Source organism: Streptomyces doebereineriae (genome assembly GCF_031845645.1).
GTDB classification, from domain to species: Bacteria; Actinomycetota; Actinomycetes; order Streptomycetales; family Streptomycetaceae; genus Streptomyces; species Streptomyces canus.
Map to the genome: position 1 here is coordinate 16,119 of NZ_JAVREZ010000030.1, position 20,467 is coordinate 36,585.

Annotated in this window: 21 protein-coding genes; 8 read left to right on the top strand and 13 right to left on the bottom strand. The window is 71.2% G+C overall.

Annotation, left to right across the window (positions count from 1 at the left end; all coding sequences use genetic code 11):
• Window positions 1–8: 8 nt before the first annotated feature.
• Entirely contained in the window at window positions 9–1,007 is a 999-nt protein-coding gene (locus tag RNB18_RS46805; protein ID WP_311720283.1) for an LLM class flavin-dependent oxidoreductase, read from the bottom strand.
• Between the two features lie 85 nt (window positions 1,008–1,092).
• Between RNB18_RS46805 and RNB18_RS46810 the strand changes: the two genes are divergently transcribed.
• Complete coding sequence (locus tag RNB18_RS46810) at window positions 1,093–1,764, top strand: nucleotidyltransferase domain-containing protein (protein ID WP_057618153.1); 672 nt, start codon at window positions 1,093–1,095, stop codon at window positions 1,762–1,764.
• Between the two features lie 36 nt (window positions 1,765–1,800).
• On the opposite strand, the gene rpmF is transcribed toward RNB18_RS46810, so the two are convergent.
• The 3 genes from rpmF to RNB18_RS46825 form a co-directional block, all read right to left on the bottom strand.
• Window positions 1,801–1,971, bottom strand: coding sequence for a 50S ribosomal protein L32 (gene rpmF, locus RNB18_RS46815; protein ID WP_266511464.1), 171 nt, complete (start codon window positions 1,969–1,971; stop codon window positions 1,801–1,803).
• A 63-nt stretch (window positions 1,972–2,034) separates the two neighbouring features.
• Window positions 2,035–2,445 carry a (2Fe-2S) ferredoxin domain-containing protein gene (locus RNB18_RS46820; RefSeq protein ID WP_311720284.1) on the bottom strand — a complete coding sequence of 137 codons (411 nt, stop codon included), beginning with the start codon at window positions 2,443–2,445 and terminating at the stop codon, window positions 2,035–2,037.
• A gap of 52 nt (window positions 2,446–2,497) precedes the next feature.
• Window positions 2,498–3,703, bottom strand: a complete 1,206-nt coding sequence (locus tag RNB18_RS46825; protein WP_311720285.1) for a right-handed parallel beta-helix repeat-containing protein — start codon at window positions 3,701–3,703, stop codon at window positions 2,498–2,500.
• Window positions 3,704–3,788: 85 nt separating this feature from the next.
• Between RNB18_RS46825 and RNB18_RS46830 the strand changes: the two genes are divergently transcribed.
• Entirely contained in the window at window positions 3,789–4,280 is a 492-nt protein-coding gene (locus RNB18_RS46830; protein WP_311720286.1) for a phosphatase domain-containing protein, read from the top strand.
• Window positions 4,281–4,286: 6 nt separating this feature from the next.
• On the opposite strand, the gene RNB18_RS46835 is transcribed toward RNB18_RS46830, so the two are convergent.
• Entirely contained in the window at window positions 4,287–4,502 is a 216-nt protein-coding gene (locus tag RNB18_RS46835) for a dodecin (RefSeq protein WP_311720287.1), read from the bottom strand.
• 59 nt (window positions 4,503–4,561) lie between these two features.
• Here RNB18_RS46835 and RNB18_RS46840 point away from each other — a divergent pair, with 59 nt between their 5' ends.
• Window positions 4,562–5,719: a MalY/PatB family protein gene (locus tag RNB18_RS46840; RefSeq protein ID WP_311720288.1), complete on the top strand. Its 1,158-nt coding sequence runs from the start codon at window positions 4,562–4,564 to the stop codon at window positions 5,717–5,719.
• 40 nt (window positions 5,720–5,759) lie between these two features.
• Here RNB18_RS46840 and egtD read toward each other — a convergent pair whose 3' ends face one another.
• The 4 genes from egtD to egtA are packed head-to-tail and all read right to left on the bottom strand — an operon-like array spanning window position 5,760 to window position 10,127.
• Entirely contained in the window at window positions 5,760–6,722 is a 963-nt protein-coding gene (gene egtD / locus RNB18_RS46845) for an L-histidine N(alpha)-methyltransferase (protein WP_311720289.1), read from the bottom strand.
• Window positions 6,719–7,498, bottom strand: coding sequence for an ergothioneine biosynthesis protein EgtC (gene egtC / locus RNB18_RS46850; RefSeq protein ID WP_311720290.1), 780 nt, complete (start codon window positions 7,496–7,498; stop codon window positions 6,719–6,721). Before egtC ends, egtD begins: the two co-directional genes overlap by 4 nt.
• The gene (gene egtB, locus RNB18_RS46855) at window positions 7,498–8,826 is read right to left on the bottom strand and encodes an ergothioneine biosynthesis protein EgtB (RefSeq protein WP_311720291.1); all 1,329 of its coding nucleotides are present in this window, start codon (window positions 8,824–8,826) and stop codon (window positions 7,498–7,500) included. Before egtB ends, egtC begins: the two co-directional genes overlap by 1 nt.
• The gene (gene egtA / locus RNB18_RS46860; protein WP_311720292.1) at window positions 8,823–10,127 is read right to left on the bottom strand and encodes an ergothioneine biosynthesis glutamate--cysteine ligase EgtA; all 1,305 of its coding nucleotides are present in this window, start codon (window positions 10,125–10,127) and stop codon (window positions 8,823–8,825) included. Before egtA ends, egtB begins: the two co-directional genes overlap by 4 nt.
• A gap of 289 nt (window positions 10,128–10,416) precedes the next feature.
• Between egtA and RNB18_RS46865 the strand changes: the two genes are divergently transcribed.
• Window positions 10,417–11,241, top strand: coding sequence for a TIGR02452 family protein (locus tag RNB18_RS46865; RefSeq protein WP_311720293.1), 825 nt, complete (start codon window positions 10,417–10,419; stop codon window positions 11,239–11,241).
• On the opposite strand, the gene RNB18_RS46870 is transcribed toward RNB18_RS46865, so the two are convergent.
• Window positions 11,226–11,672 (bottom strand): type II toxin-antitoxin system PemK/MazF family toxin, encoded by a 447-nt coding sequence (locus RNB18_RS46870; RefSeq protein WP_311720294.1) that lies wholly within the window; start codon window positions 11,670–11,672, stop codon window positions 11,226–11,228. The genes RNB18_RS46865 and RNB18_RS46870 overlap by 16 nt on opposite strands.
• Before the next feature lie 52 nt (window positions 11,673–11,724).
• Here RNB18_RS46870 and RNB18_RS46875 point away from each other — a divergent pair, with 52 nt between their 5' ends.
• Window positions 11,725–12,030 (top strand): hypothetical protein, encoded by a 306-nt coding sequence (locus RNB18_RS46875; protein WP_311720356.1) that lies wholly within the window; start codon window positions 11,725–11,727, stop codon window positions 12,028–12,030.
• Here the strand turns inward: RNB18_RS46875 and RNB18_RS46880 are convergent.
• The 3 genes from RNB18_RS46880 to RNB18_RS46890 all read right to left on the bottom strand — a co-directional run bounded on the left by RNB18_RS46880 (window position 11,958) and on the right by RNB18_RS46890 (window position 15,236).
• Complete coding sequence (locus RNB18_RS46880; protein ID WP_311720295.1) at window positions 11,958–13,433, bottom strand: flotillin family protein; 1,476 nt, start codon at window positions 13,431–13,433, stop codon at window positions 11,958–11,960. The genes RNB18_RS46875 and RNB18_RS46880 overlap by 73 nt on opposite strands.
• Before the next feature lie 133 nt (window positions 13,434–13,566).
• Window positions 13,567–13,785, bottom strand: coding sequence for a hypothetical protein (locus RNB18_RS46885; protein WP_266450852.1), 219 nt, complete (start codon window positions 13,783–13,785; stop codon window positions 13,567–13,569).
• A 26-nt stretch (window positions 13,786–13,811) separates the two neighbouring features.
• A complete protein-coding gene (locus RNB18_RS46890; RefSeq protein ID WP_311720296.1) occupies window positions 13,812–15,236 on the bottom strand; it encodes an amidase in 1,425 nt (474 codons plus the stop codon).
• 264 nt (window positions 15,237–15,500) lie between these two features.
• Here RNB18_RS46890 and RNB18_RS46895 point away from each other — a divergent pair, with 264 nt between their 5' ends.
• The 3 genes from RNB18_RS46895 to pgm all read left to right on the top strand — a co-directional run bounded on the left by RNB18_RS46895 (window position 15,501) and on the right by pgm (window position 20,467).
• A complete protein-coding gene (locus RNB18_RS46895) occupies window positions 15,501–16,889 on the top strand; it encodes a glycoside hydrolase family 43 protein (RefSeq protein WP_311720297.1) in 1,389 nt (462 codons plus the stop codon).
• Between the two features lie 189 nt (window positions 16,890–17,078).
• Window positions 17,079–18,554 carry a ricin-type beta-trefoil lectin domain protein gene (locus tag RNB18_RS46900; RefSeq protein ID WP_311720298.1) on the top strand — a complete coding sequence of 492 codons (1,476 nt, stop codon included), beginning with the start codon at window positions 17,079–17,081 and terminating at the stop codon, window positions 18,552–18,554.
• A gap of 272 nt (window positions 18,555–18,826) precedes the next feature.
• Complete coding sequence (gene pgm, locus RNB18_RS46905; protein ID WP_311720299.1) at window positions 18,827–20,467, top strand: phosphoglucomutase (alpha-D-glucose-1,6-bisphosphate-dependent); 1,641 nt, start codon at window positions 18,827–18,829, stop codon at window positions 20,465–20,467.

A 20,467-nucleotide genomic window follows, 5' to 3' on the forward strand; every position in this document is an offset into this window, starting at 1 on the left:
GAACGACTCTAACCGGAGGTGATCGTCGCCAGCCGCCGGTAGGAGTCCAGCAGGGCCTCGCGGTCGTATGTGCTGGTCGTGACCAGGACCTCCTGCGCCGCCGTCTCCTTCAGTACCGTCTCCAGCTCGTGGGCGACCTGCTCCTCGGTGCCGGCGATGTGCCCGGCGAGACCGGCCTCGTAGAAGCCGCGTTCCCTCTCCGTCATCGTGAGACCCTCGACGCGCTCCACGGGCGGGAGCGGCGGGAAGGTGCCGTGGGTGCGGGAGTACGCCATCGCCCAGGCCTCCGGGATCAGCAGGCGCCGTGCCTCCTCCGGGGTGGCGGCCACCGCGACCGTCCCGGAGATGACGACATACGGCTCGCGGGCCCAGGGAGAGGGCCGGAAATGCGCGCGGTAGTGGTCGATGCCGCGCTGCATCCGCTCGCGGCTCCTGAGGTCGCCGATGACCATCGGCAGGCCCGCGCGGGCCGCGATCGCGGCTCCCTCGCCCATGGCCAGCACGAAAGGCGGCACGGTCAGGCCTTCGGCCGGCCGGGCGTGCACGCCCGTCGGGGAGGTGCCGCGGAACCAGCCCAGCAGTTCCTCCAGCTGTACGGCGAAGTCGTCGGCGTCGTCCTTGCCGCGCCCCAGCGCCTTGCGCACGCCGTCGGTGAACCCGACCGAGCGACCCAGGCCCATGTCGATCCGGCCGGGAAAGAGGGACTCCAGCACCCCGAACTGTTCGGCGACGACCAGGGGTTGGTGGTTGGGCAGCATGACACCGCCGGTGCCGACCCGGATCCTGTCCGTGGCGGAGGCGACGGCGGCTGCCAGCACGGTCGGGGCGGAGCCCGCGACCCCCGGCACGCCGTGGTGCTCCGAGACCCAGAACCGGTGGTAGCCGAGCCCCTCCAGCTCCCGCGCCAGCCGGACGGTGTCCCGCAGCGCCTGCGCGTTCGAGCCGCCCTCGCGGGTGCGGGAGCGGTCCAGGACGGAGAAGCGGGTGGCGGCGATCACGGAACTCACACAGGGTTCAACGCGAGACCGGGTGCGGTATTCCCGCCGGAAAACCGGATGACCGCGATCGCCGCAGGTCAGCACAATGGACCGCGTGACCGTCCAGAACATTCTGCTCTCCGGCGTCGTCGGCTCGACCGCGTACGGACTCGCCCGCGAGGGCTCCGACGTGGACCGGCTCGGCATGTTCGCCGCGCCCACCGAGACCCTGCTCGGCCTGCACACGCCGAAGGAGTCCCACGTCACCACGGCACCGGACCGCACCCTGCACGAGGCGGCGAAGTGGTGCCGACTCGCCCTCGGCGGCAATCCGACCGTGATGGAGCTGGTCTGGCTACCGGACGAGCTGTACGAGGTGCGCACCCCGCTGGGCGACGAACTCATCGGCATCCGCGGGTCGTTCCTGAGCGCCCAGCGGGTCCGGGACGCCTATCTCGGCTACGCCACCCAGCAGTTCAGGAAACTGGAGAGCCGCGCCGGCGACCACCGCACAGCCAAGCACGCCCGGCATCTGAAGCGGCTCTGCCACCAGGGTCTGGAGCTGTACACCACCGGACGGCTCGCGGTGCGGGTCGTGGACCCCGAGGAGTACCACCGCTTCGGGGACGCCGTCGCCGCCGATCCCGCGTCGGCCCGGTCACTGCTCGCCCACTACGAGACCGCGTTCGCCGAGACCCGCAGTGTGCTGCCGGACCGGCCCGACGAGCGACCGGCCGAGGCGTGGCTGCGCCGCGTCCGCGCGGAGTTCTACGACACGGCGGCGTGAGCGGGGGCTTCAGCTGAACCGGGCTGGACCCGACCCTCAGCCCTCGGGACGCAGCAGGCCGCGCTCGTACGCCTTGACCAGGTTCTGCGGGACGAGATGGGCGACGCCCTCGATCGTGACCGGCACCAGCTGGGTGGTGGTGGCCTTCCACTGCGAACGGCGGTGGCGGGTGTTGCTGCGGGACATCTTCCGCTTGGGGACAGCCATGGCGGGAACCTCCTCGGTGGGTGAGCACCGAGGACGCTACATGAAAATGGATCCCATTAACAATTAACGGCGGCGTCGGGACCGTACCCGAGCCTCCCGCGGCGGCTCGATGAACTGCAGCTCCAGCGTCAGCGGCGGCTCGGCGACCCCCGGCCCGCCCGCGGCCGCCCACTGCACGACCTCCTCGGTGCCCTCGTCGTCCATGACGAACCCGATCCAGGCGGCCCGGCCACCCGCCCGGCGCCCGGCGGCGGAGGGCCGCACGACGATGACGTTCGCCTGGTCGCAGGGGCCCAGGCAGTCGGTCGTACGGACCTGGAAGCCGTGCTCGGCCGCCCCCGCCCGCAGCAGCTCCAACTGCCAGGCGTGGTCGGTGCCGGGGTGCTTGCGGGTGTCGCCGCAGCAGCAGCCCCGGCAGACGACGACGGTGCAGGAGGCGGAGCCGATCAGGGAGGTGCGGGGCGTCGAGGGCATGGGAGAAGCATGATCCATACGGCTCGCGCCCCGTGTCACCGGGTCGGCAGGATCAGAACCTCGCGCCCACGGCGGCCCCGCTCCGCGGCACCAGGAACGACGGCGCCGACGGCAGTGAACCGTCGGCCCCGCGTGCGCCCGTGAGCGGCGCAGGGTCCGTGCTCAGTACCGAGGACGCGTTCCACGTGCCGCCCAGATCCCAGGAGTTGCCGCTGGAGACGGTGGCAGAGCCGAGGGCGGCCGCCTTGGCGTCGGCGACGGACAGGTTCCCGGTCAGCTTGGCCTTGCCGCCCGAGACGTCGGCGTCGAAGCCGGTTCCGCCGTTGGCCCACGTGGAGTTGCGGGTCAGAGCCAGGGCGCCGGTGTTGCCGTTGTCCGTCACGCCGTGCGCCGCGTTCTTGAAGGCGATCGAGTTGCGCAGGGTGTGCGCCACCGCCGGTGCCGGGCTGCCGCCGCCGAGCTTGAAGCCATTGCCGTCGCCCGCGAAGTCGGGGAAGTTCCAGCGGTTGAAGCCGTTGCCGTACGCGATCGTGTTCTCGACGGTGACCGGCGAGGTGAACTTCCAGTCGTCGAAGCCGTCGTCGACGTTGTTCCACAGCCGGGCGCCCCGCACGACGTTGCCGCTGCCCGAACCCTCCTTGATGGCCAGCCCGTCCGCGCTCTCGCCGTTCTTGCGCGGGTCGCGGTTGCCGTAACTGTCCAGGTTCAGGATCTGGTTGTTGCTGGAGGCGCCCTGGAGCTGGAAGCCGGACTCGTAGTTGTCGTGGGTCTTCAGACGGGCGAAGACATTGCTGTTGCACCCGTCGCAGTAGACGCCGTAGGGGCCGTTCACGATCTCCAGGTCCGAGATCCGCCAGTAGGAGGCCTCCTGGTGGATCGCCCCGCGCTCGGCCCGCGGGATGCTGCCGCCGACCGGGGTGTGGCTCGCGGCCAGCTGCTCGCCGTCGATCACGACCCGCTCGCCCTGATAGGCGCCGAGAGAGATGGGCTGGGACGCGGTGCCGGAGGTGGCGATGGTGATGTTGTCGGTGAGCGCGTAGGTCCCGGCCCGTACGGCGATGGTGTCGCCGGCCTTCGCCAGGTCCACTGCCCGTTGGACGGTGCGCAAGGGCTGCGCGAGGGTGCCCGGGGCGCTGTCGCTCCCGTTCGTCGCCACGACGAGCGTCGTCGGCGCCGCGGATGCCTCGGTCGCCGGTAATGCCGTCATCAGTACGGCGCTCACCGCTGCCGCCGTCCAGATCGCCTTGTTCACGTGCATGGGGTCTCCCGCCTCGGCCTGACTGCTGTATCGCCAGGCAGTGGTCGCCCGGGGCGGGAAGGTTGCCGGGTCTAGGGTGGGTGAGGTGACCGCCAGCAGCAAGCGCCCGCTCGCCGTGTTCGACCTGGACAACACCCTGGCCGACACGGCCCACCGGCAGCGGTTCCTGGAGCGCAGGCCGCGCGACTGGGACGCCTTCTTCGCGGCCGCGCCCAAGGACCCGCCGATTCCCGAGGGCATCGCGCTGGTGCTGGAGCGCGCCGAGGAGTGCGAGATCCTCTACCTCACCGGGCGGCCCGAGCGCTGCCGGCGCGACACGCTCGCCTGGCTCGGCGCACAGGGGCTTCCCGAGGGGCGCGTGTACATGCGGCGCAACGACGACCGGCGGCCGGCCCGGCGCACCAAGCTGGAGATCCTGAAGCAGCTCGCCCGCACCCGCGAGGTCCGGGTCCTGGTGGACGACGACGAGTTGGTCTGCGAGGACGCCGAACGAGCCGGATTCACCGTCGTACGGGCACGCTGGACCGCCCCTTCCGCGGCGCTGGAGGTGGTGCAGGAGCAGGAGGGGCGGACCTGAGAGCCGTCAGTCGGTCTCGTCCAGGCGGAAGCCGACCTTCAGCCCCACCTGCCAGTGCTGGACCTGCCCGTCCTCGATCTGGCCCCGCACTTGGGTCACCTCGAACCAGTCGAGGTTGCGCAGGGTCTGCGAGGCACGGGTGATGCCGTTGCGGACCGCCTGGTCGACGCCGTCCGGCGAGGTGCCGACGATCTCGGTCACCCGGTAGGTGTGGTTCGTCATGGTTCCACGGTGCCTCAGGCGGCGGCGGAGCGCGAGCCGTCCGACCCTATCGTTGGCCCATGGACGGTATGCCCAATCCCCTGCGCCGGCTCACCTTGGAGCAGCTCCGGCGCCGTACGAGCATGAAGTGGCGGACCTACCCGGAGGACGTACTGCCCCTGTGGGTCGCCGAGATGGACGTCCCCCTGGCCGAGCCGGTCGCACAGGCGATCCGGGACGCGGTGGCACTGGGAGACACCGGGTATCCGGCCGGCACCGCGTACGCCGAGGCGCTGGCCGACTTCGCGAGCAAGCGGTGGGACTGGGACGGGCTCGCCGTGGAGCGTACGGCGATCGTCCCGGACGTGATGCTGGGCATCGTAGAGATGCTCAAGCTGGTCTCCGGACCGGGCGATCCGGTGGTCGTCAACTCGCCCGTGTATCCGCCCTTCTACCAGTTCGTCGGAAACATGGGCAGGCAGGTCGTCGAGGCTGAGCTCGGTGCGGACGGCCGGATCGACTTCGAGGTCCTGGAGGACGTCTTCGGGCGGGTGCGGAAGGGCACGGCCCGGCCCGCCTATCTGCTGTGCAGCCCGCACAACCCCACCGGCGCCGTCCACTCCGCCGCCGAGCTGGCGGACGTGGCGGCGCTGGCGCGGACGTACGGAGTGCGGGTCGTGGCCGACGAGATCCACGCCCCGCTCATGGCGGCGGGTGCGACGTTCGTCCCCTACCTGAGTGTGCCCGGCGCGGGGACCGGGCTGTCGCTGATGTCGGCCTCCAAGGCCTGGAACCTGGCCGGGCTCAAAGCCGCCGTGGCTGTCGCCGGGCCCGACGCGGCCGACGACCTCGCGCGCCTTCCCGAAGAGGTCGGTCACGGCCCCAGCCATGTCGGCGTCATCGCCCACACCGCCGCGCTGCGGGACGGCGGTGCCTGGCTCGACGCCCTGCTCACCGGCCTCGACGACAACCGTCGGCTGCTGGCCCAGCTCCTCGCCGAGGCGCTGCCCGCCGTGCGCTACGAACCGGCCCAGGCCACCTACCTCGCCTGGCTGGACTGCCGCGCGCTGGATCTGCGCGGCGATCCGGCGGACGTCTTCCTGGAGCGTGGCCGGGTCGCCCTGAACTCCGGCGTTCCGTTCGGCACCGGGGGCGCCGGCTTCGTACGGCTGAACCTGGCGACGTCTCCCGAGCTGATCACCGAGGCGGTCCGGCGGATGGCCGCGGCCCTCGACTGACCGCGGGGACCGGCCCGGAACCGGCCCCCGCGAGTCCGCGCTACCGCACCACGCTCAGCGACAGCGCGAACCGTCCCTCGCTGTCCGTCCACCAGTGCGCCAACTCCAGCCCGACGGCGGCCAGTTCGGCACGGACGCCCTCCTTGCGGAACTTCGCCGAGATCTCGGTGTGCAGCTCCTCGTCCGCCGCGAAGTCGACAGCCAGGTCGAGCGCGGGGACCTTCACGGTCTGTTCCGTACGAGAGCGCAGCCGCATCTCGATCCACTCGTTCTCGGCGTCCCAGAGGGCCACGTGGTCGAAGGCGCCGGGATCGAAGTCGGCGCCCAGCTCGCGGTTGACGACGGTCAGGACGTTCTTGTTGAACGCGGCCGTCACCCCGGCCGCGTCGTCGTACGCCCTGACCAGCACGTTCTCGTCCTTGACCAGGTCGGTGCCGAGCAGCAGCGCGTCACCGGGCGAGAGCAGGGCATGGACGGAGGCGAGGAACGCGGCGCGCTCGACCGGCAGCAGGTTGCCGATCGTGCCGCCGAGGAAGGCCACCAGACGCGGGCCCGGCGTCCCCGGCAGGCTCAGACCGCCCGTGAAGTCGGCGATCAGCGCGTGCACGCTCAGCTCCGGCCGCTGGGCGATGAGCGCGTGCCCGGCCTGGGTGAGGGCACTCTCGCTGACGTCGACCGGCACATACGTGTGCAGCCCGGTCAGCGCGTCGAGCAGGTACCGGGTCTTCTCCGAGGAACCGGAGCCCAGCTCGACCAGGGTGCGGGCGCCGGTCGCCGCGGCGATCTCGCCGGAGCGCGCGACGAGGATCTCCCGTTCGGCGCGGGTCGGGTAGTACTCGGGCAACTCGGTGATCTGCTCGAAGAGTTCGCTGCCGTGGGCGTCGTAGAACCACTTCGGCGGCAGTGTCTTCGGCGTGTGCGTCAGGCCCTTGAGGACATCGGCGCGCAGGGCGGCCTCGGTGGCGTCCTCGGGCAGGGTGCGGGTCAGAAGGAACGGACTCACGTGCTGGGCTCCTCGAGTGGTTCCGCGGACGGTTCCTTGAGCGGTGTGAGCAGGACGTCGGTGCGGCTCGCCGCGAGCAGGGTGCGGTCGGGGACCTCCTGCCAGTGCGGATCGTCGTCGTACGGCTCGGAGGCCACGACGGTGCCGGTGCCGGGGCGCTGGAGGTACCAGAGGGTGTCGCCCCAGGCGGTCGCGGCTATGGACTCCCCGTTGGTCAGCAGGAGGTTGAGCCGGGAGCCCGGGGCCGCCTCGGCGACCTCCAGGACCGTGTCGGCCAGCGCCTGGCCCTCCTCGTCACCGCCGTGCAGCCGGTTCAGGACCAGCGCCCACACGAACGCCGAGTCGTTGCGGGCCTCCATCGACAGAAGGTCCGCCGGGGGCAGCGCGGTGGTCAGGGGCGCCAGGGCATGTGGCCACCCCTTGACCGCGCCGTTGTGGCTGAACAGCCAGGGCCCCGAGGCGTACGGTGCCGCGGCGGCCTCGGCGTCGGCTCCCGCCAGGGTCGCGTCCCGTACGGCGGCCAGGATCGCCGTGCTGTTCACGACCCGTGCCAGGTCCGCGAAGGACAGGTCCGCCCAGATGGGTCCGGCCCGTCGGTACCGTGCCGGGACCGGGTCGCCCTCGGCGTACCAACCGACCCCGAAACCATCGGCGTTGACGGTGCCGTACCGCTGCCGCCTGGGCGCCCAGGACTGGCGGTAGAGGCTGTGCGGGGGCGCCACGAGGAGGCTGCCGAGCGGCTCCGCGGGTCCCAGATACGCCAGATGACGGCACATCAGACGGCTCCCGAACGGGCCGTGCGGAAGCCGGAGAAGATCTGCCGCCTGATCGGATAGTCCCAGTTGCGGAACGTGCCCCGGCAGGCCACCGCGTCCACGGCGAACGAACCACCGCGCAGCACCTTGTGGTCGGGGCCGAAGAACACCTCCGAGTACTCCTTGTACGGGAACGCCTGGAACCCGGGGTAGGGCTCGAAGTCGCTCGCCGTCCACTCCCACACGTCACCGATCAACTGCCTCACGCCGAGCGGTGACTCGCCCTTCGGGTAGCTGCCGGCGGGGGCGGGTCGCAGGTGCCGTTGGCCCAGGTTGGCGTGCTCGGGCGCGGGGTCGGCGTCGCCCCACGGGTAGCGCGTCGAGCGGCCGCCGGCCGGGTCGTGGCGGGCCGCCTTCTCCCACTCGGCCTCGGTGGGCAGCCGCCGTCCGGCCCAGCGGGCGTAGGCGTCGGCCTCGTACCAGGACACGTGAACCACCGGCTCGTCGGGCGGCACGACCTCGGTGACGCCGAAGCGCCTGCGCAGCCACTGCTTGCCGTCGCGGCTCCAGAACAGCGGTGCGTGGATGGAGTGTTGGCGGATGTGTGCCCACCCGGCCGGGGCCCACCAGCGCTCGGTGTCGTAGCCGCCGTCCTCGATGAAGGCCTGGTACTCGGCGTTCGTCACCGGAGTGGTGTCGATGTAGAAGGGATCCACCTCACGCCGGTGCGCCGGGCGTTCGTTGTCCAGCGCCCACGGCTCGTCGGAGGTACCCATCGTGAACGGGCCTCCGGGCACGAGGACTTCGGCCGGGCCGGTGAACAGCGGGGCCGGTTCCGGGTCGGGGGCGGTCAGGGCCTGGGGGCCCCTGCGGAGCTGATGGGTGATCAGCATCGTCTCGTCATGCTGCTGTTCGTGCTGCGCGATCATCCCGAAGGCGAATCCGGCCTCGGTGAGCCGGGTCCCGTGGAGCGCGGCGCCCTCCAGGACGTCCAGCACCCGGCCGCGTACCTCCGCCGCGTAGCGCCGGGACTCCACGGGCGACAGCAGGGGCAGCGTGGGGCGTTCGGAGCGCGGGTGCTCGAAGGCGTCGTAGATGCCGTCGATCTCGGGCCGTATCGCCTCCTGCCCGCCGACGGTCCGCAGCAGCCACTGCTCCTCCTGGTTGCCGATGTGGGCGAGATCCCACACGAGCGGCGACATGAGCGGCGAGTGCTGGGCGGTCAGGTCGGGGTCCTCCACACAGCTGGTGAGGAGGGTCGTGCGGTCCCGGGCGGTGACCAGGGTGGTCACGGCCCGCTCGCGGACGGACTCGGGGTCGACGAGGGAGTCGACGGACGGGTTGGTCATGTGCGGATTTCCTTCCCGAGCGAACCGTGCGTCCGGTCCAGCAGATCGTCGGCGGGGCACCGGCCCCGGATGACATAGCGGTGCAGATACGTTTCGACGGCGTCCGTGACCTCGGGTGTGGCGCCCAGCCGTGGCAGCGCCTCCAGGGCCGCCGCGAAGCACGCGATCGCCGCTTCGTGCAGTTCGGGGTCGGCCAGGCCGTGGCGGGCCGCGTCGATCCACAGCGGATTGTGCGGCGCGGGCAGCGCGAGGGTGCGCTCGGCCAGCGGCTTCACCACCCGGTAGGCGGTCTCGGCGGCCTCGGGGTCGTCGAAGAGCGCCGTCGTCACCGCGAGCGGCACGATCCAGCCGTCCTCGCCCGGCTGGGCGTCGATCATGCGCAGCTCGAGATGGCCGCGCGGCCTGACCGGCGGGAACAGGGTCGAGACGTGGTAGTCGAGATCCTCCCGGGTCGGCTGCCGGGGCGCGCCCGACCTGGCCCACTCCCGGAAGGTGAGACCCTCCGGGACGTCCCAGGGGCCGCTGTCCCGTCGTATGCACATCACCGGCGCGTCCAGGACGTGCCGGGCCCAGGCAGTGCGGGGGTCGGTGTCCAGGGAGGGGCCGCCCGCCCGGCCCTTGCCGATCTCCGTCCACAGCAGCTGGCGGGTCGAGAGCCAGCCGGTGGGCTCGGAACCGGCGAGCGGGGAGTTGGCGAAGGCGGCCACCAGGACCGGGCCCAGCTGGTGCGCGAACGACCAGCGTCGTCCGAGGCCGAGGGGACCGGGCTCCTCGTGTCCGGCGTCCACGCACACCTGCACGGAGGCCGAGGTGCACATCATCGCGCGGCCCGCCGGGCCGGTGCGGTCGAGGCAGGTCTCCAGGGCGTCGTAGCGCGGTTCGTGCAGATACCTGCGGGGCGGGTGCCACGGGTCGTGGCCGATGCCGACCAGGCCGAGGCCGTGCTCGGCGAGGGCCGCCCGGACGGCGGCGAGGTCGGCGGAGACGGTACCGATGCACTCCATCAGGGAGTCGGCGGGCTGAGAACTCAGCTCCAGCTGACCGCCCGGTTCGACGGTGAGCGCCGACTTCAGGGGCACGGTCCGCAGTGCGGCGTAGGCCGCCGCGAGTCGTTCGGGTGTGACGGGGAGCCGAGGGCTGCTCAGCTCGTGCACGAGCCATTCCACTTCCACCCCGATGCGGCGGGGCGGGCCGGTCTTGAAGCAGATGCCTCGGACCAGGGCCTCGAGCTCTGCTTCGGGCAGTGATGTACGGGGCTTCGTACAGTCGCCCGGCGTACAGTCGCTGGGTGTGTCGGACATGTCGGGATCCTCCTGAGATTCCACCATGCCACCAGTCCGGGGATCAGGTGGGTCGGACCGGCAACGCTCGTCCCACCCAAGACCCTCATCTCGTTCCGCACAAGGGGGCACATCCTTGCATTAGGGGCTGTGGATCTCCGTTTTCCCGGGGTTTTCGAGGCGTTTTCCTGCTGTGCCGGGCGCCGGAAACTCTGTTGCACCGCATCCACGCCATCGCCGACGATTCCTCCATGGGTACGACGGGGGAGACCGCGCGGCGCGCGGTCATGGCGCTCACGGGGGTGGCGCCATGAGCGCGCGTCTGCGCGGGATCGCGCACGAGACGGAACAGATCGTCGCGGCGGGGCACTATCGAGCCCCGGACGGGCACGAAGTCTCCCTGGCCGCCGCGATCGAGGCGGCACGGGCGGGGACGCGGATGCACGGACCGGAACCCGTGGAGGTGCCGCCCTTCCCCGCTGTGGACACGTTCCTCGAGGTCACGGGCGAGAGCAGCCTGGAGGCGGCCCATCGGCTCGGCGGCCGCACCGCCGTCCTGAACTTCGCCTCGGCGCGCAATCCGGGCGGCGGTTATCTGAACGGCGCCCAGGCACAGGAAGAGGCCCTGTGCCGGGCGTCCGCGCTGTACACCTGCCAACTGGAGGCCCGCGAGTTCTACGACCATCACCGGGCCCACCGCGACCCGTTCTACACCGACCGGGTCATCCACTCACCGGCCGTGCCGGTGTTCCGGGACGATCGCGGGCGTCTGCTGGAGGCGGCACACCTCGTGGGTTTCCTGACGGCGGCCGCCCCGAACGCCGGGGTGGTCCGGCGGACGGCACCCGAGCGGGCCGCCGAGCTGCCACGAGCCCTCGCGGCGCGGGCCGGGCAGGTGCTGTCGGTCGCCGTCGCGGAGGGCTACCGGCGGCTGGTGCTGGGCGCCTGGGGATGCGGGGTCTTCCAGAACGACCCCGCACAGGTGGCGGGGGCGTTCCGGGCGCTGCTCGAGCCCGGCGGACGGTTCGCCGGGGCCTTCGAGCATGTGGTGTTCGGGGTGCTGGACCGGACGCGCGACGCGCAGGTGCGCGCAGCCTTCGTAGGGGCGTTTCCGGAGCGTCAGCTCCAGCCGTAGCGCTCGTGCAGCCGCTGCCTGACCAGGTTGAACCGCCCCCGGTCCAGCGCGCACGCCTCGCGGCGCATCCCCTCCTCGTGGAGACGCAGGATGCGGTCGACATCCACCCAGGAGTCCCGCCCGGTCCGGTCCCAGGGCCCGCTGCCGATCGGCACCCACTCCCGGTCCCCGTCGTGCCGCTTGCTCGACAGCTGTACGGCGAGCAAGGTGCCGGCCGCCTCCCGGGCGACCACGAGCACGGGACGGTCCTTGCCGCGTCCGTCGTTCTCCTCGAAGGGCACCCAGGTCCACACGATCTCGCCGGGGTCGGGGTCGCCGTCGTGCGCGGGGGAGTACTCGGTGCGCACCCTGCCGACCTCGCGGGGATCGGCCTCGGTGGTGGCGGTGGCGCCGAAGCGGCCGGGGACGTTCTCATCGGTAAACGCAGTCACGTGGGGAACCTTAAGGCGTCCCGCGAACCGGGCCAGGGGTACGGTCGGTCGGATGAACGCGACGTCGGCCGCGACGGCGGGCGCGGTCACCTTCGTGTGGCTGGGGATGGTGCTGGCGATCTCCTTCCTGGACCCGGTGACCCACCGGGCCGGATCGTCGGGTGGACCGTGGCCGCGGTGGTGCTGCTGGTCGGCCTGGGTGTCACGCTGCTCGCGCTGTGAACGCGGGTCGTCCGGGACCCTCGTACCCGAGAGCCCCGGACGGATGTCGGGTGCCGCTGCCCGTTACTCCTGGACCGGCACCTTCTGGGAGGGCGGCGACGCCACCCCGTTGAGCGAAGTGCCGTTGACGGGCTGACCGTTCTGGTTCATCGACGCCAGCAGCTGACGGGCCAGACCCAGCCCGGTGCCGCCCATGGTGAGCGCCTTGGCGAACATGTCCGCCATGCCGTCGGCGCCGTTGAGGATCACCATGTTGTCGGCGTTGCCGAACGCGGACGCGCCGGCCCTGACGATCTCCGGCCAGTTCTCGGCGAGTTGCTGGGCGACGACCGCCTCCTGGTTCTCGGCGAGGGCGGCGGCACGGGCCTTGATGGCCTCCGCCTCCGCGAGGCCCTTCGCCTTGGCCGCCTCGGCCTCCGCTAGACCCTTGGCCTGAGCCGACGCGGCCTCGGCCTCACCGGTGGCCCGGGTCGACGCCGCCATGGCCGTACCGCGGGCCTTGGTCGCCTCGGCCTCGGCCAGCGCGGCCGTCTTGACCCGGGTGGCCTCGGCTGCCGCGGCGAGCTCGGTCTCCTTCGCCTTGGCCTCGGCCCCGGAGATCCGCGCGTCACGCTCGGCCTCGGCGAGGGTGCGCTTCTCGTAGGCCTTGGCGTCCGCCGGCTTGCGGACGTCCGCCTGGAGCTGCTGCTCGCGCCGGTTCGCCTCGAGTTCGGCGATCCGGGTCTCCTGGACGACGACCTCCTGCCGGGCGGCCGCGTCGGCGAGCGGACCGGCCTGGCGCGCTTTCGCGCCCGCCTTGTCCCGCTCGGCCTGGTAGCCGGCCTGGAGGATCTCGCTGTCCCGGGTGGCCTCCGCCATCCGGGCGAACGACTTCTGCTCGGCCTCGGTGGCGAGCCGGTTCGCCTCGGCCTGCGCGATGCGCGCGTCCCGCTGGACGGCCGCCGCGTGCGGCATCGCCAGGTTCTGGATGTACCCGGTCGGGTCCTCGATCTCGTGGATCTGCAGGGAGTCGACGATGAGCCCCAGCTTCTCCATCTCCGTGCCGCAGGCGGCCCGGGTCTGCCCGGTGAGCTTCTCCCGGTCGCGGATCATGTCCTCGACGGTCAACCCGCCGACGATGGACCGCAGATGACCGGCGAACACGTTGTGCACCCGCTCGGACATCAGCTTCTGCTGGTCGAGGAAGCGACGCCCCGCGTTGGCGATCGACACGAAGTCGTCGCCGACCTTGAAGATGACCACGCCCCGCACCTTGAGCGGAATGCCCTGGTGGGTCACGCAGTCCACATGCAGTTCGGTCTCGTTCAGGTCGAGCGAGAGCTTGCGCACCGCCTGTACACCGGGCAGCACCAGCGTGCCGCGTCCGGTGACGATGCGGAATCCCATACCCGCTTCGAGCCCCTCCGTCTTGTGGTTGGAGCCCGAGATGATCAGTGCCTCGTTGGGTTCCGCGACACGCCACATCAGCTTGAACAGACCGATCAGAACGGCGATGGCAGCAACGGCCACCCCCGCAACGACGCCGACAATCATCGGCATACGCCCCCTTTGCATGGTGCCCTTTCGGCACCGAACGAAGGGAGTGTGCGCCTGTTCGAGGCCCGGGTGAAGACGCTGACGCATCCTTGTCGAAACCTTGATACACACGCCTCTCACCTGCGCGTGAGCAGGCTCAACTGTCGTACGCCGCCTGTACGTAGACCGTCCTCGGCGGCAGGTACTCCACCACCATCACCACCGTCCCCCGCTCGATCCGGTCCGTGCCGGTGGCGGGGTAGGCGAGGAAGTGCTCGGCGCCGCCCCGCACCCGGACGATCACCTCGCCGACGAGCCCCGGTCCGATCGCCCCCGTGACCCGCCCCATGAGCCCGACCATCGACGCATCGTCCATGGTCACAGGGTACGGGCCAGGGGTCCTCAAGCGACCGGTGAATCCGCGCTGACGCGAGGCTCCGGCCAGACCTCGGGCCAGCGCAGCTCCGCCTCCAACTGCGCGGCGAGCGACAGCAGGAGCGGCTCGCTGTTCGCAGGGCCGAGCAACTGCGCCCCGACGGGCAGCCCGCCGCCGACGAACCCGGCGGGCACATTGACCCCGGGCCACCCCAGCACGTTCCAGGGCCAGGCGTAGGGACAGGCCGCGATCATCGCGCGGTCCGTGGCCAGCCCGCCCAGCTCCAGCATCGCCCCGATGCGTGGCGGGGGAGCGGCCGTCGTGGGGGCCAGGACGACGTCGTACGACGTGAAGAACCCGCCGATACGGCGGTGCAGGACCGCCTCCGCGCGCCGCGCCACCCGCAGCGGGACCCCGCCGAGCAGTCCGCCGAGCCGGGCCGCGTCCCGGGTGCGGCGATCGAGGAGCGCGGGGAAGGGCGCCTCGCGGACCCGTTCGGCGATACCGGCCGTGGCGCGCGGGATGAAGGTGAGCCCGATCTGCCCGTACGGCGGATCCGCCTCCTCGACCGTGTGCCCCAAGTCGCTGAGTTTCTCGGCGAGTTCGACGACCCGCGCCCGTACCTCCGGCCGGAGCCGGGCGGGCAGCGCGGTGAACGGCGGCTTCAGGGCGAGCGCGATGCGCAGCCGGCCGGGGTCGCGGCCGATCGCCGCCGAGGCATCGACGGCGGGCGGGCGATGGGGGTCCAGGGCGTGGTTGCCGGCGGCCGCGTCGAGGAGGAGGGCCGCGTCGGCGACCGTGCGGGCGAGCGTGCCGTTGACGGTGATGCCCTGGAAGGACTCGCCGCGCGGCCAGGTCGAGATACGGCCGCGCTGGGGTTTGATGCCGACGAGGTGGGTCCAGGAGGCGGGGATCCGTACCGACCCGGCCCCGTCCGAGCCGAGCGCGGCGGGCACCAGACCTGCGGCGACGGCCGCGGCGGACCCGCCGGACGAGCCGCCCGGCGTGTGCTCCGGGCTCCACGGATTGCGGGTCGCGCCGAAGGCGGGCCCCTCGGTGAACGGCCACTGCCCGAACTCGCAGGTGTTGGTCTTGCCGACGATCACAGCCCCGGCCGCGCGCAGTCGCCGTACCGCCTCCCCGTCCCGGGCGACCGCCGGGAACTCCCCCCGGCAGCCGAACGCCGTGGGTTCACCGGCCACATCCATGTCGTCCTTGACGGCGACGGGCACCCCGAGCAGCGGCTTCCGTACCCCGGCGGCCAGTTGGGCGTCCGCGGCCTCGGCCTCGGCGAGAGCGGCCTTCGTCCGGACGATCCGGAAGGCGTTGAGGGAGGCCTGGGACGTCTCGATCCGCGCAAGGGCCTGTTCGACGAGGGCCCGGGAGGTGATCGTGCCGTCGGCCAGTGCGCGGGCGGTCTCCACCAGGCCTGCGGAACGGTCGTGCGTCATACGGGGCACCTCCGGACTCCGGGACGACGTTGCCTACTGAACAGTAACGTCGGAAAGCGCTTCGCCGGAACGTGCCAGGCCGGAGTGACGGCCATGCGGGTGCCACAGCTTTCGCACAGGGCTCACCGGGTCCTGCGCGAAGCATTGACGCGTTCAGGCCACAGCCCTACCTTCTGATCGACTTCCCGAACTGCGTTCGGTATGTCGGACGTGCAGGTCGAACGTCAGAGTCGCGTCTTGTTCTTGTCCGAGGGAGAGCCGCCCGTGAGCACACGACCCCCCACACCGTCCCGCCGCACACTGCTGCGCGCCATGGCGGCCCTGCCCGCCTCGGCCGTCCTGCTGGGCGAACTGCCCGGCCTCGCCGGCACGGCACTGGCCGCCGCCCCGCCCGGCGGCTCGGCCACCCGCTACACGATCGTGCCGTTCCTCAACAGCAATGACGGGACCGTGAACGTCTACCAGTCCGACGATGCCACGGACTTCCGGCTGCTCAAGTCCTCCGCCTACACACCGCCCGGCAACAGAATCCGCGACGCGAGCGTCTTCAAGCACGCCGACGGCTACTACTACCTGACGTACACGACCCACACCTGGCAGGACGTCAGCACCACCATCGGTTTCGCGCGGAGCTCCGACCGGGCCAACTGGACTTTCCTGTACGACTACACGGTCCCGATCACCAACCTGTCCCGTGCGTGGGCGCCGGAGTGGTTCGTCGACAGCGACGGCAGCGTGAACGTCATCGTGTCCTGCTCGGTCACCAGCGACGAGTGGATCTTCACGCCGTACCGGCTGAAGGCGACGAACTCGGCGCTGACGGCATGGAGTTCGCCGGTAGCCCTGTCCGGGATCGGCGCGAACCACATCGACACGTACATCGTGAGGACCGGCTCGACGTACCACGCCTTCACGAAGAACGAGACGACGAAGTACATCGAGTACGCGACGGCCTCCTCGCTCACCGGCCCCTACACGATCTCCCGGACCGGCGACTGGGCGGGCTGGGGCAGCTATCGCGAGGGTCCGTCGGTGATCCAGCTCGACAACGGCGGCTGGCGGATCTTCTTCGACGGTTACGGCGACGGCACCTACTACTACGCCGACAGTTACGACACGTTCGCGACGTGGTCCGCCCCGACCGCGCTGCCGGTGGTCTCCGGCACCGCCCGGCACTTCACGGTCATCAAGGAGACGGTGTCCGGCGGGCCTTCCCTCGCGAAGAACGTCACCCGGTCCTTCCAGTCGGCCAACTACTCGACGCGCTACTGGCAGGCGCAGTCCTCGCTGCTCAACCTCCCGGTGGTGACCGGCTCCAGCACGGCTGCCGAGAAGTCGGCGTCCACCTTCACGGTCGTCGCGGGCCTCGCCGACTCGAACGGCTACTCCTTCCGCGACGCCTCCGGCAGCTACCTGCGCCACTGGGACTTCCGCGCCCGCTTCGACGCCAACGACGGCACGTCGACCTTCGCCAAGGACGCGACGTTCATCGCCCGCACGGGCTCGTCCTCGGGCGCGATCCGCTGGGAGTCGTACAACTATCCCGGGTACTACCTGCGCCACTACAACTACCAACTCCGGGTGGAACGGACGGCCGGGACGGATCTGTTCCGGCAGGACAGTTCCTTTGTGCCGGTGGGTGCCTGGGGCTGAGCCGGACTCAGGACCGTCGCGGGTCTTGTCACCAGGGCGGGCGGCGTGCCAGTGTCCGGGCAATGGTTACGTAACCATTACCGGTTTGAACGGGTTTGAGGGTCTGTGTCCGGCCCCTCATTCATCACTGCCTCGGCTCAGGTGACGAACCCGCACGCCGCAATCCGCACATCCGTCACTGGAGACGACATGACGAAGACCCCGACGAGACCGAGAAGACTGGCCAGTGTGCTCATGGCCGGCTTCGGCGCGACACTCATGTTCCTGACCGCCCCCGCCTTCGCCCAGCCGGCCGCCGAGACGTCAGCCGCCTCGCCCGCGCCGGTGAAGCCCGCGAAGGGCGGCACCAGTGACTTCCGCGGGGTGAACTGGGCGGACCCGCGGGACAACTACGCCAGTGACGCCGTGGTGCCCAGCGGCCTGTCGGTGACCGACGACTACCGCACGGTGTACCGCACCACGGGTCGCATGGTGCGCGGCTTCAAGAAGAACCTGGGCGCCAACACGCTGCGACTGCCGATCAACCCGGCGAGCGTGGGCACCACCTGGTGGAAGTCGTACCGGGCGACGATCGACGCGGCCACGGCCGACGGCGACAAGGTCATCGTCAGCTACTGGGAGGCCGACAGCAGCAAGGACGGCCTGGTCGACGACACGGCCGCCTGGAAGACGATGTGGAACACCGTGGTGCGGGAGTACAAGCACAACCCGCGGGTCTACTTCGAGCCCATGAACGAGCCGCACGGCTACACCCTGGACCAGTGGGTGTCCGTCACCAGCGGCTGGCTCGCCCAGCACAAGGACGTCCCGCGCGGCCGTGTCGTGATCAGCGGTACCGGCTACAACGACAACGTCACCGGTGTCGGCGCGGCACCCGAACTGCGGGGCACGCTGCTGTCGCTGCACTTCTACGGCTTCTGGGCCAGCTACACCCAGCAGGCGGACTGGACCGCCGACCTCGAAGCCCGGATCGGCAAGTACGCCGGCCGGACGATCATCGACGAGGCCGGCTCCCCGATGACCATCGGGCTGAACTACGGCGCCTGGAACGGCAACGTCTACACCTCGTATCTCGCGGCCGTGGCCAACACCGCCCGCAGCAAGGGGATGGGACTGGTGTACTGGCCGGGGCTGAGGTTCGGCGACGCCTACTCGATCGAGTCGCTGGACTCCGAGGGCAACCTGGTGGACAACAGCGCCACCGGAGTCGCCCTGCTGCGCTGGGGCTACGGCTTCGGCAAGACCCCGCCGGTCAACGACCTGCCGCCCGCGCCTCCCGGCGAGGTCCTGCGCGGAGTGGGCTCGGGCCGCTGCGTCGACGTGCCCGGCTTCAGCACGGCCAACGGCACCCAACTCGACCTCTGGGACTGCAACGGCGGCGGCAACCAGACCTGGAACTTGAACGCGGACAAGCAACTCACCGTCTACGGCAACAAGTGCATGACCGTGGGAGGCACCGGAGCCACGGCGGGAGACCCGGTGGTCATCGAGGACTGCACCGGCGCGGCGGCACAACAGTGGAACGTGAACGCGGACCTCTCCGTGACCAGCGTCGCGAACCCCGCGCTCTGCCTGGACGCGGCCGGGGCGGGCACCGGCAACGGCACGGCGGTCGACGTCTGGTACTGCAACGGAAGCAGCAACCAGCAGTGGACCAGAAGCTGATGCCGGTACCTGGTTCCCGCAACCACTGATCCGACCCGTACGGGTCAGCGCCGCCGCGCTTCACCTTCCGGTGAGAGCGGCGGCGCTTTCGTACGGCGGAGCAGTGCTGCTCGGGTGTCGCGGCGGGCCTCGACCGGCCGTGGACGGGGCCGCTCGGTCGCCACGCAGGCCGGGTGAGGACAGAACCGCGGCCCCCGTGCGCGTCCCCGCGGCCCCGGCGGGGGAGAATGAGGGCCGTACCCAACGGTCGAGCCTTGCGGAGGAGCCGGGAAATGCAGAACGCGCGAGCGGGGCAGGTCGCAGGGCCCGAGGACCTCATCGATGTGGCCCGTCTGGTCACGGCGTACTACACGCTGCGCCCCGACCCGGCCGAACCGGGACAGCGGGTGGCCTTCGGCACCTCGGGACACCGCGGTTCGTCCCTGGCGGCGGCGTTCAACGAGGACCACATCGCGGCCACCAGCCAGGCCATCTGTGAGTACCGTGCCGCCCAGGGCACCGACGGGCCCCTCTTCCTCGGCGCCGACACCCACGCCCTGTCCGAGCCCGCCCGGGCCACGGCACTGGAGGTGTTCGCGGCCAACGACGTGACCGTCCTCATCGACCAGGCCGACGGCTACACGCCCACCCCGGCCGTCTCGCACGCCATCCTCACCCACAACCGGCACCGGACCTCGGCGCTCGCCGACGGAGTCGTCGTCACCCCCTCGCACAATCCGCCCGCCGACGGCGGCTTCAAGTACAACCCGCCGAACGGCGGCCCCGCCGGATCCGAGGCGACCTCCTGGATCCAGGACCGCGCCAACGAGATCATCACCGGCGGCCTGAAGGACGTACGGCGCATCCCCTACGCCCGTGCCCTGGCCGCACCCGGCACCGGCCGCCACGACTTCCTCGGGACCTATGTCGCCGACCTGCCGAACGTGCTGGACCTGGAGGCGATCCGGTCCGCCGGCGTGCGCATCGGCGCCGATCCGCTGGGCGGCGCCTCGGTCGCCTACTGGGGCCGGATCGCCGAAGAGCACCGGCTCGACCTGACGGTGGTCAATCCGCTCACCGATCCCACCTGGCGCTTCATGACGCTCGACTGGGACGGCAAGATCCGCATGGACTGCTCGTCGCCGCACGCCATGGCCTCGCTCATCGAGCAGCGCGACCGGTTCGACATCGCCACCGGCAACGACGCCGACTCCGACCGGCACGGCATCGTCACGCCGGACGCGGGCCTGATGAACCCCAACCACTATCTGGCCGTGGCGATCTCGTACCTGTTCTCGCACCGGGACCAGTGGCCCGCGGGGGCCGGGATCGGCAAGACCCTGGTGTCGTCGAGCATGATCGACCGGGTCGCGGCGGACCTCGGCCGGACGCTGGTCGAAGTACCCGTCGGCTTCAAGTGGTTCGTGGACGGCCTGTCCGACGGCACGATCGGCTTCGGCGGCGAGGAGTCGGCCGGCGCGTCCTTCCTGCGCCGCGACGGCTCGGTGTGGACCACCGACAAGGACGGCATCATCCTGGCCCTCCTCGCCTCCGAGATCACGGCGGTCACCGGCAAGAGCCCCTCACAGCACTACGCCGAGCTCACCCAGCGCTTCGGTGCCCCCGCCTATGCGCGGGTCGACGCCCCGGCCTCCCGCGAGGAGAAGGCCCTGCTCGCCAAGCTGTCCCCGCGCCAGGTCACCGCCGACACCCTCGCCGGAGAGCCGGTCACGCAGGTCCTCACCGAGGCCCCCGGCAACGGCGCTGCCCTCGGCGGTATCAAGGTATGCACCGCCAACGCCTGGTTCGCGGCCCGCCCCTCGGGCACCGAGGACGTCTACAAGATCTACGGGGAGTCGTTCCTCGGCCCGGACCATCTGCGCCGGGTCCAGGAGGAGGCCAGGTCCGTGGTGCTGGCGGCGCTGAGCGCCTGA

Coding starts and splice junctions, on each gene's coding strand:
- rpmF (WP_266511464.1), bottom strand. CDS start 1,971: ATGGCTGTCCCCAAGCGGAAGATGTCCCGCAGCAACACCCGCCACCGC.
- RNB18_RS46820 (WP_311720284.1), bottom strand. CDS start 2,445: ATGCCCTCGACGCCCCGCACCTCCCTGATCGGCTCCGCCTCCTGCACC.
- RNB18_RS46825 (WP_311720285.1), bottom strand. CDS start 3,703: ATGCACGTGAACAAGGCGATCTGGACGGCGGCAGCGGTGAGCGCCGTA.
- RNB18_RS46835 (WP_311720287.1), bottom strand. CDS start 4,502: ATGACGAACCACACCTACCGGGTGACCGAGATCGTCGGCACCTCGCCG.
- RNB18_RS46840 (WP_311720288.1), top strand. CDS start 4,562: ATGGACGGTATGCCCAATCCCCTGCGCCGGCTCACCTTGGAGCAGCTC.
- egtC (WP_311720290.1), bottom strand. CDS start 7,498: ATGTGCCGTCATCTGGCGTATCTGGGACCCGCGGAGCCGCTCGGCAGC.
- egtB (WP_311720291.1), bottom strand. CDS start 8,826: ATGACCAACCCGTCCGTCGACTCCCTCGTCGACCCCGAGTCCGTCCGC.
- egtA (WP_311720292.1), bottom strand. CDS start 10,127: ATGTCCGACACACCCAGCGACTGTACGCCGGGCGACTGTACGAAGCCC.
- RNB18_RS46865 (WP_311720293.1), top strand. CDS start 10,417: ATGAGCGCGCGTCTGCGCGGGATCGCGCACGAGACGGAACAGATCGTC.
- RNB18_RS46875 (WP_311720356.1), top strand. CDS start 11,725: ATGAACGCGACGTCGGCCGCGACGGCGGGCGCGGTCACCTTCGTGTGG.
- RNB18_RS46880 (WP_311720295.1), bottom strand. CDS start 13,433: ATGCCGATGATTGTCGGCGTCGTTGCGGGGGTGGCCGTTGCTGCCATC.
- RNB18_RS46885 (WP_266450852.1), bottom strand. CDS start 13,785: ATGGACGATGCGTCGATGGTCGGGCTCATGGGGCGGGTCACGGGGGCG.
- RNB18_RS46890 (WP_311720296.1), bottom strand. CDS start 15,236: ATGACGCACGACCGTTCCGCAGGCCTGGTGGAGACCGCCCGCGCACTG.
- RNB18_RS46900 (WP_311720298.1), top strand. CDS start 17,079: ATGACGAAGACCCCGACGAGACCGAGAAGACTGGCCAGTGTGCTCATG.
- pgm (WP_311720299.1), top strand. CDS start 18,827: ATGCAGAACGCGCGAGCGGGGCAGGTCGCAGGGCCCGAGGACCTCATC.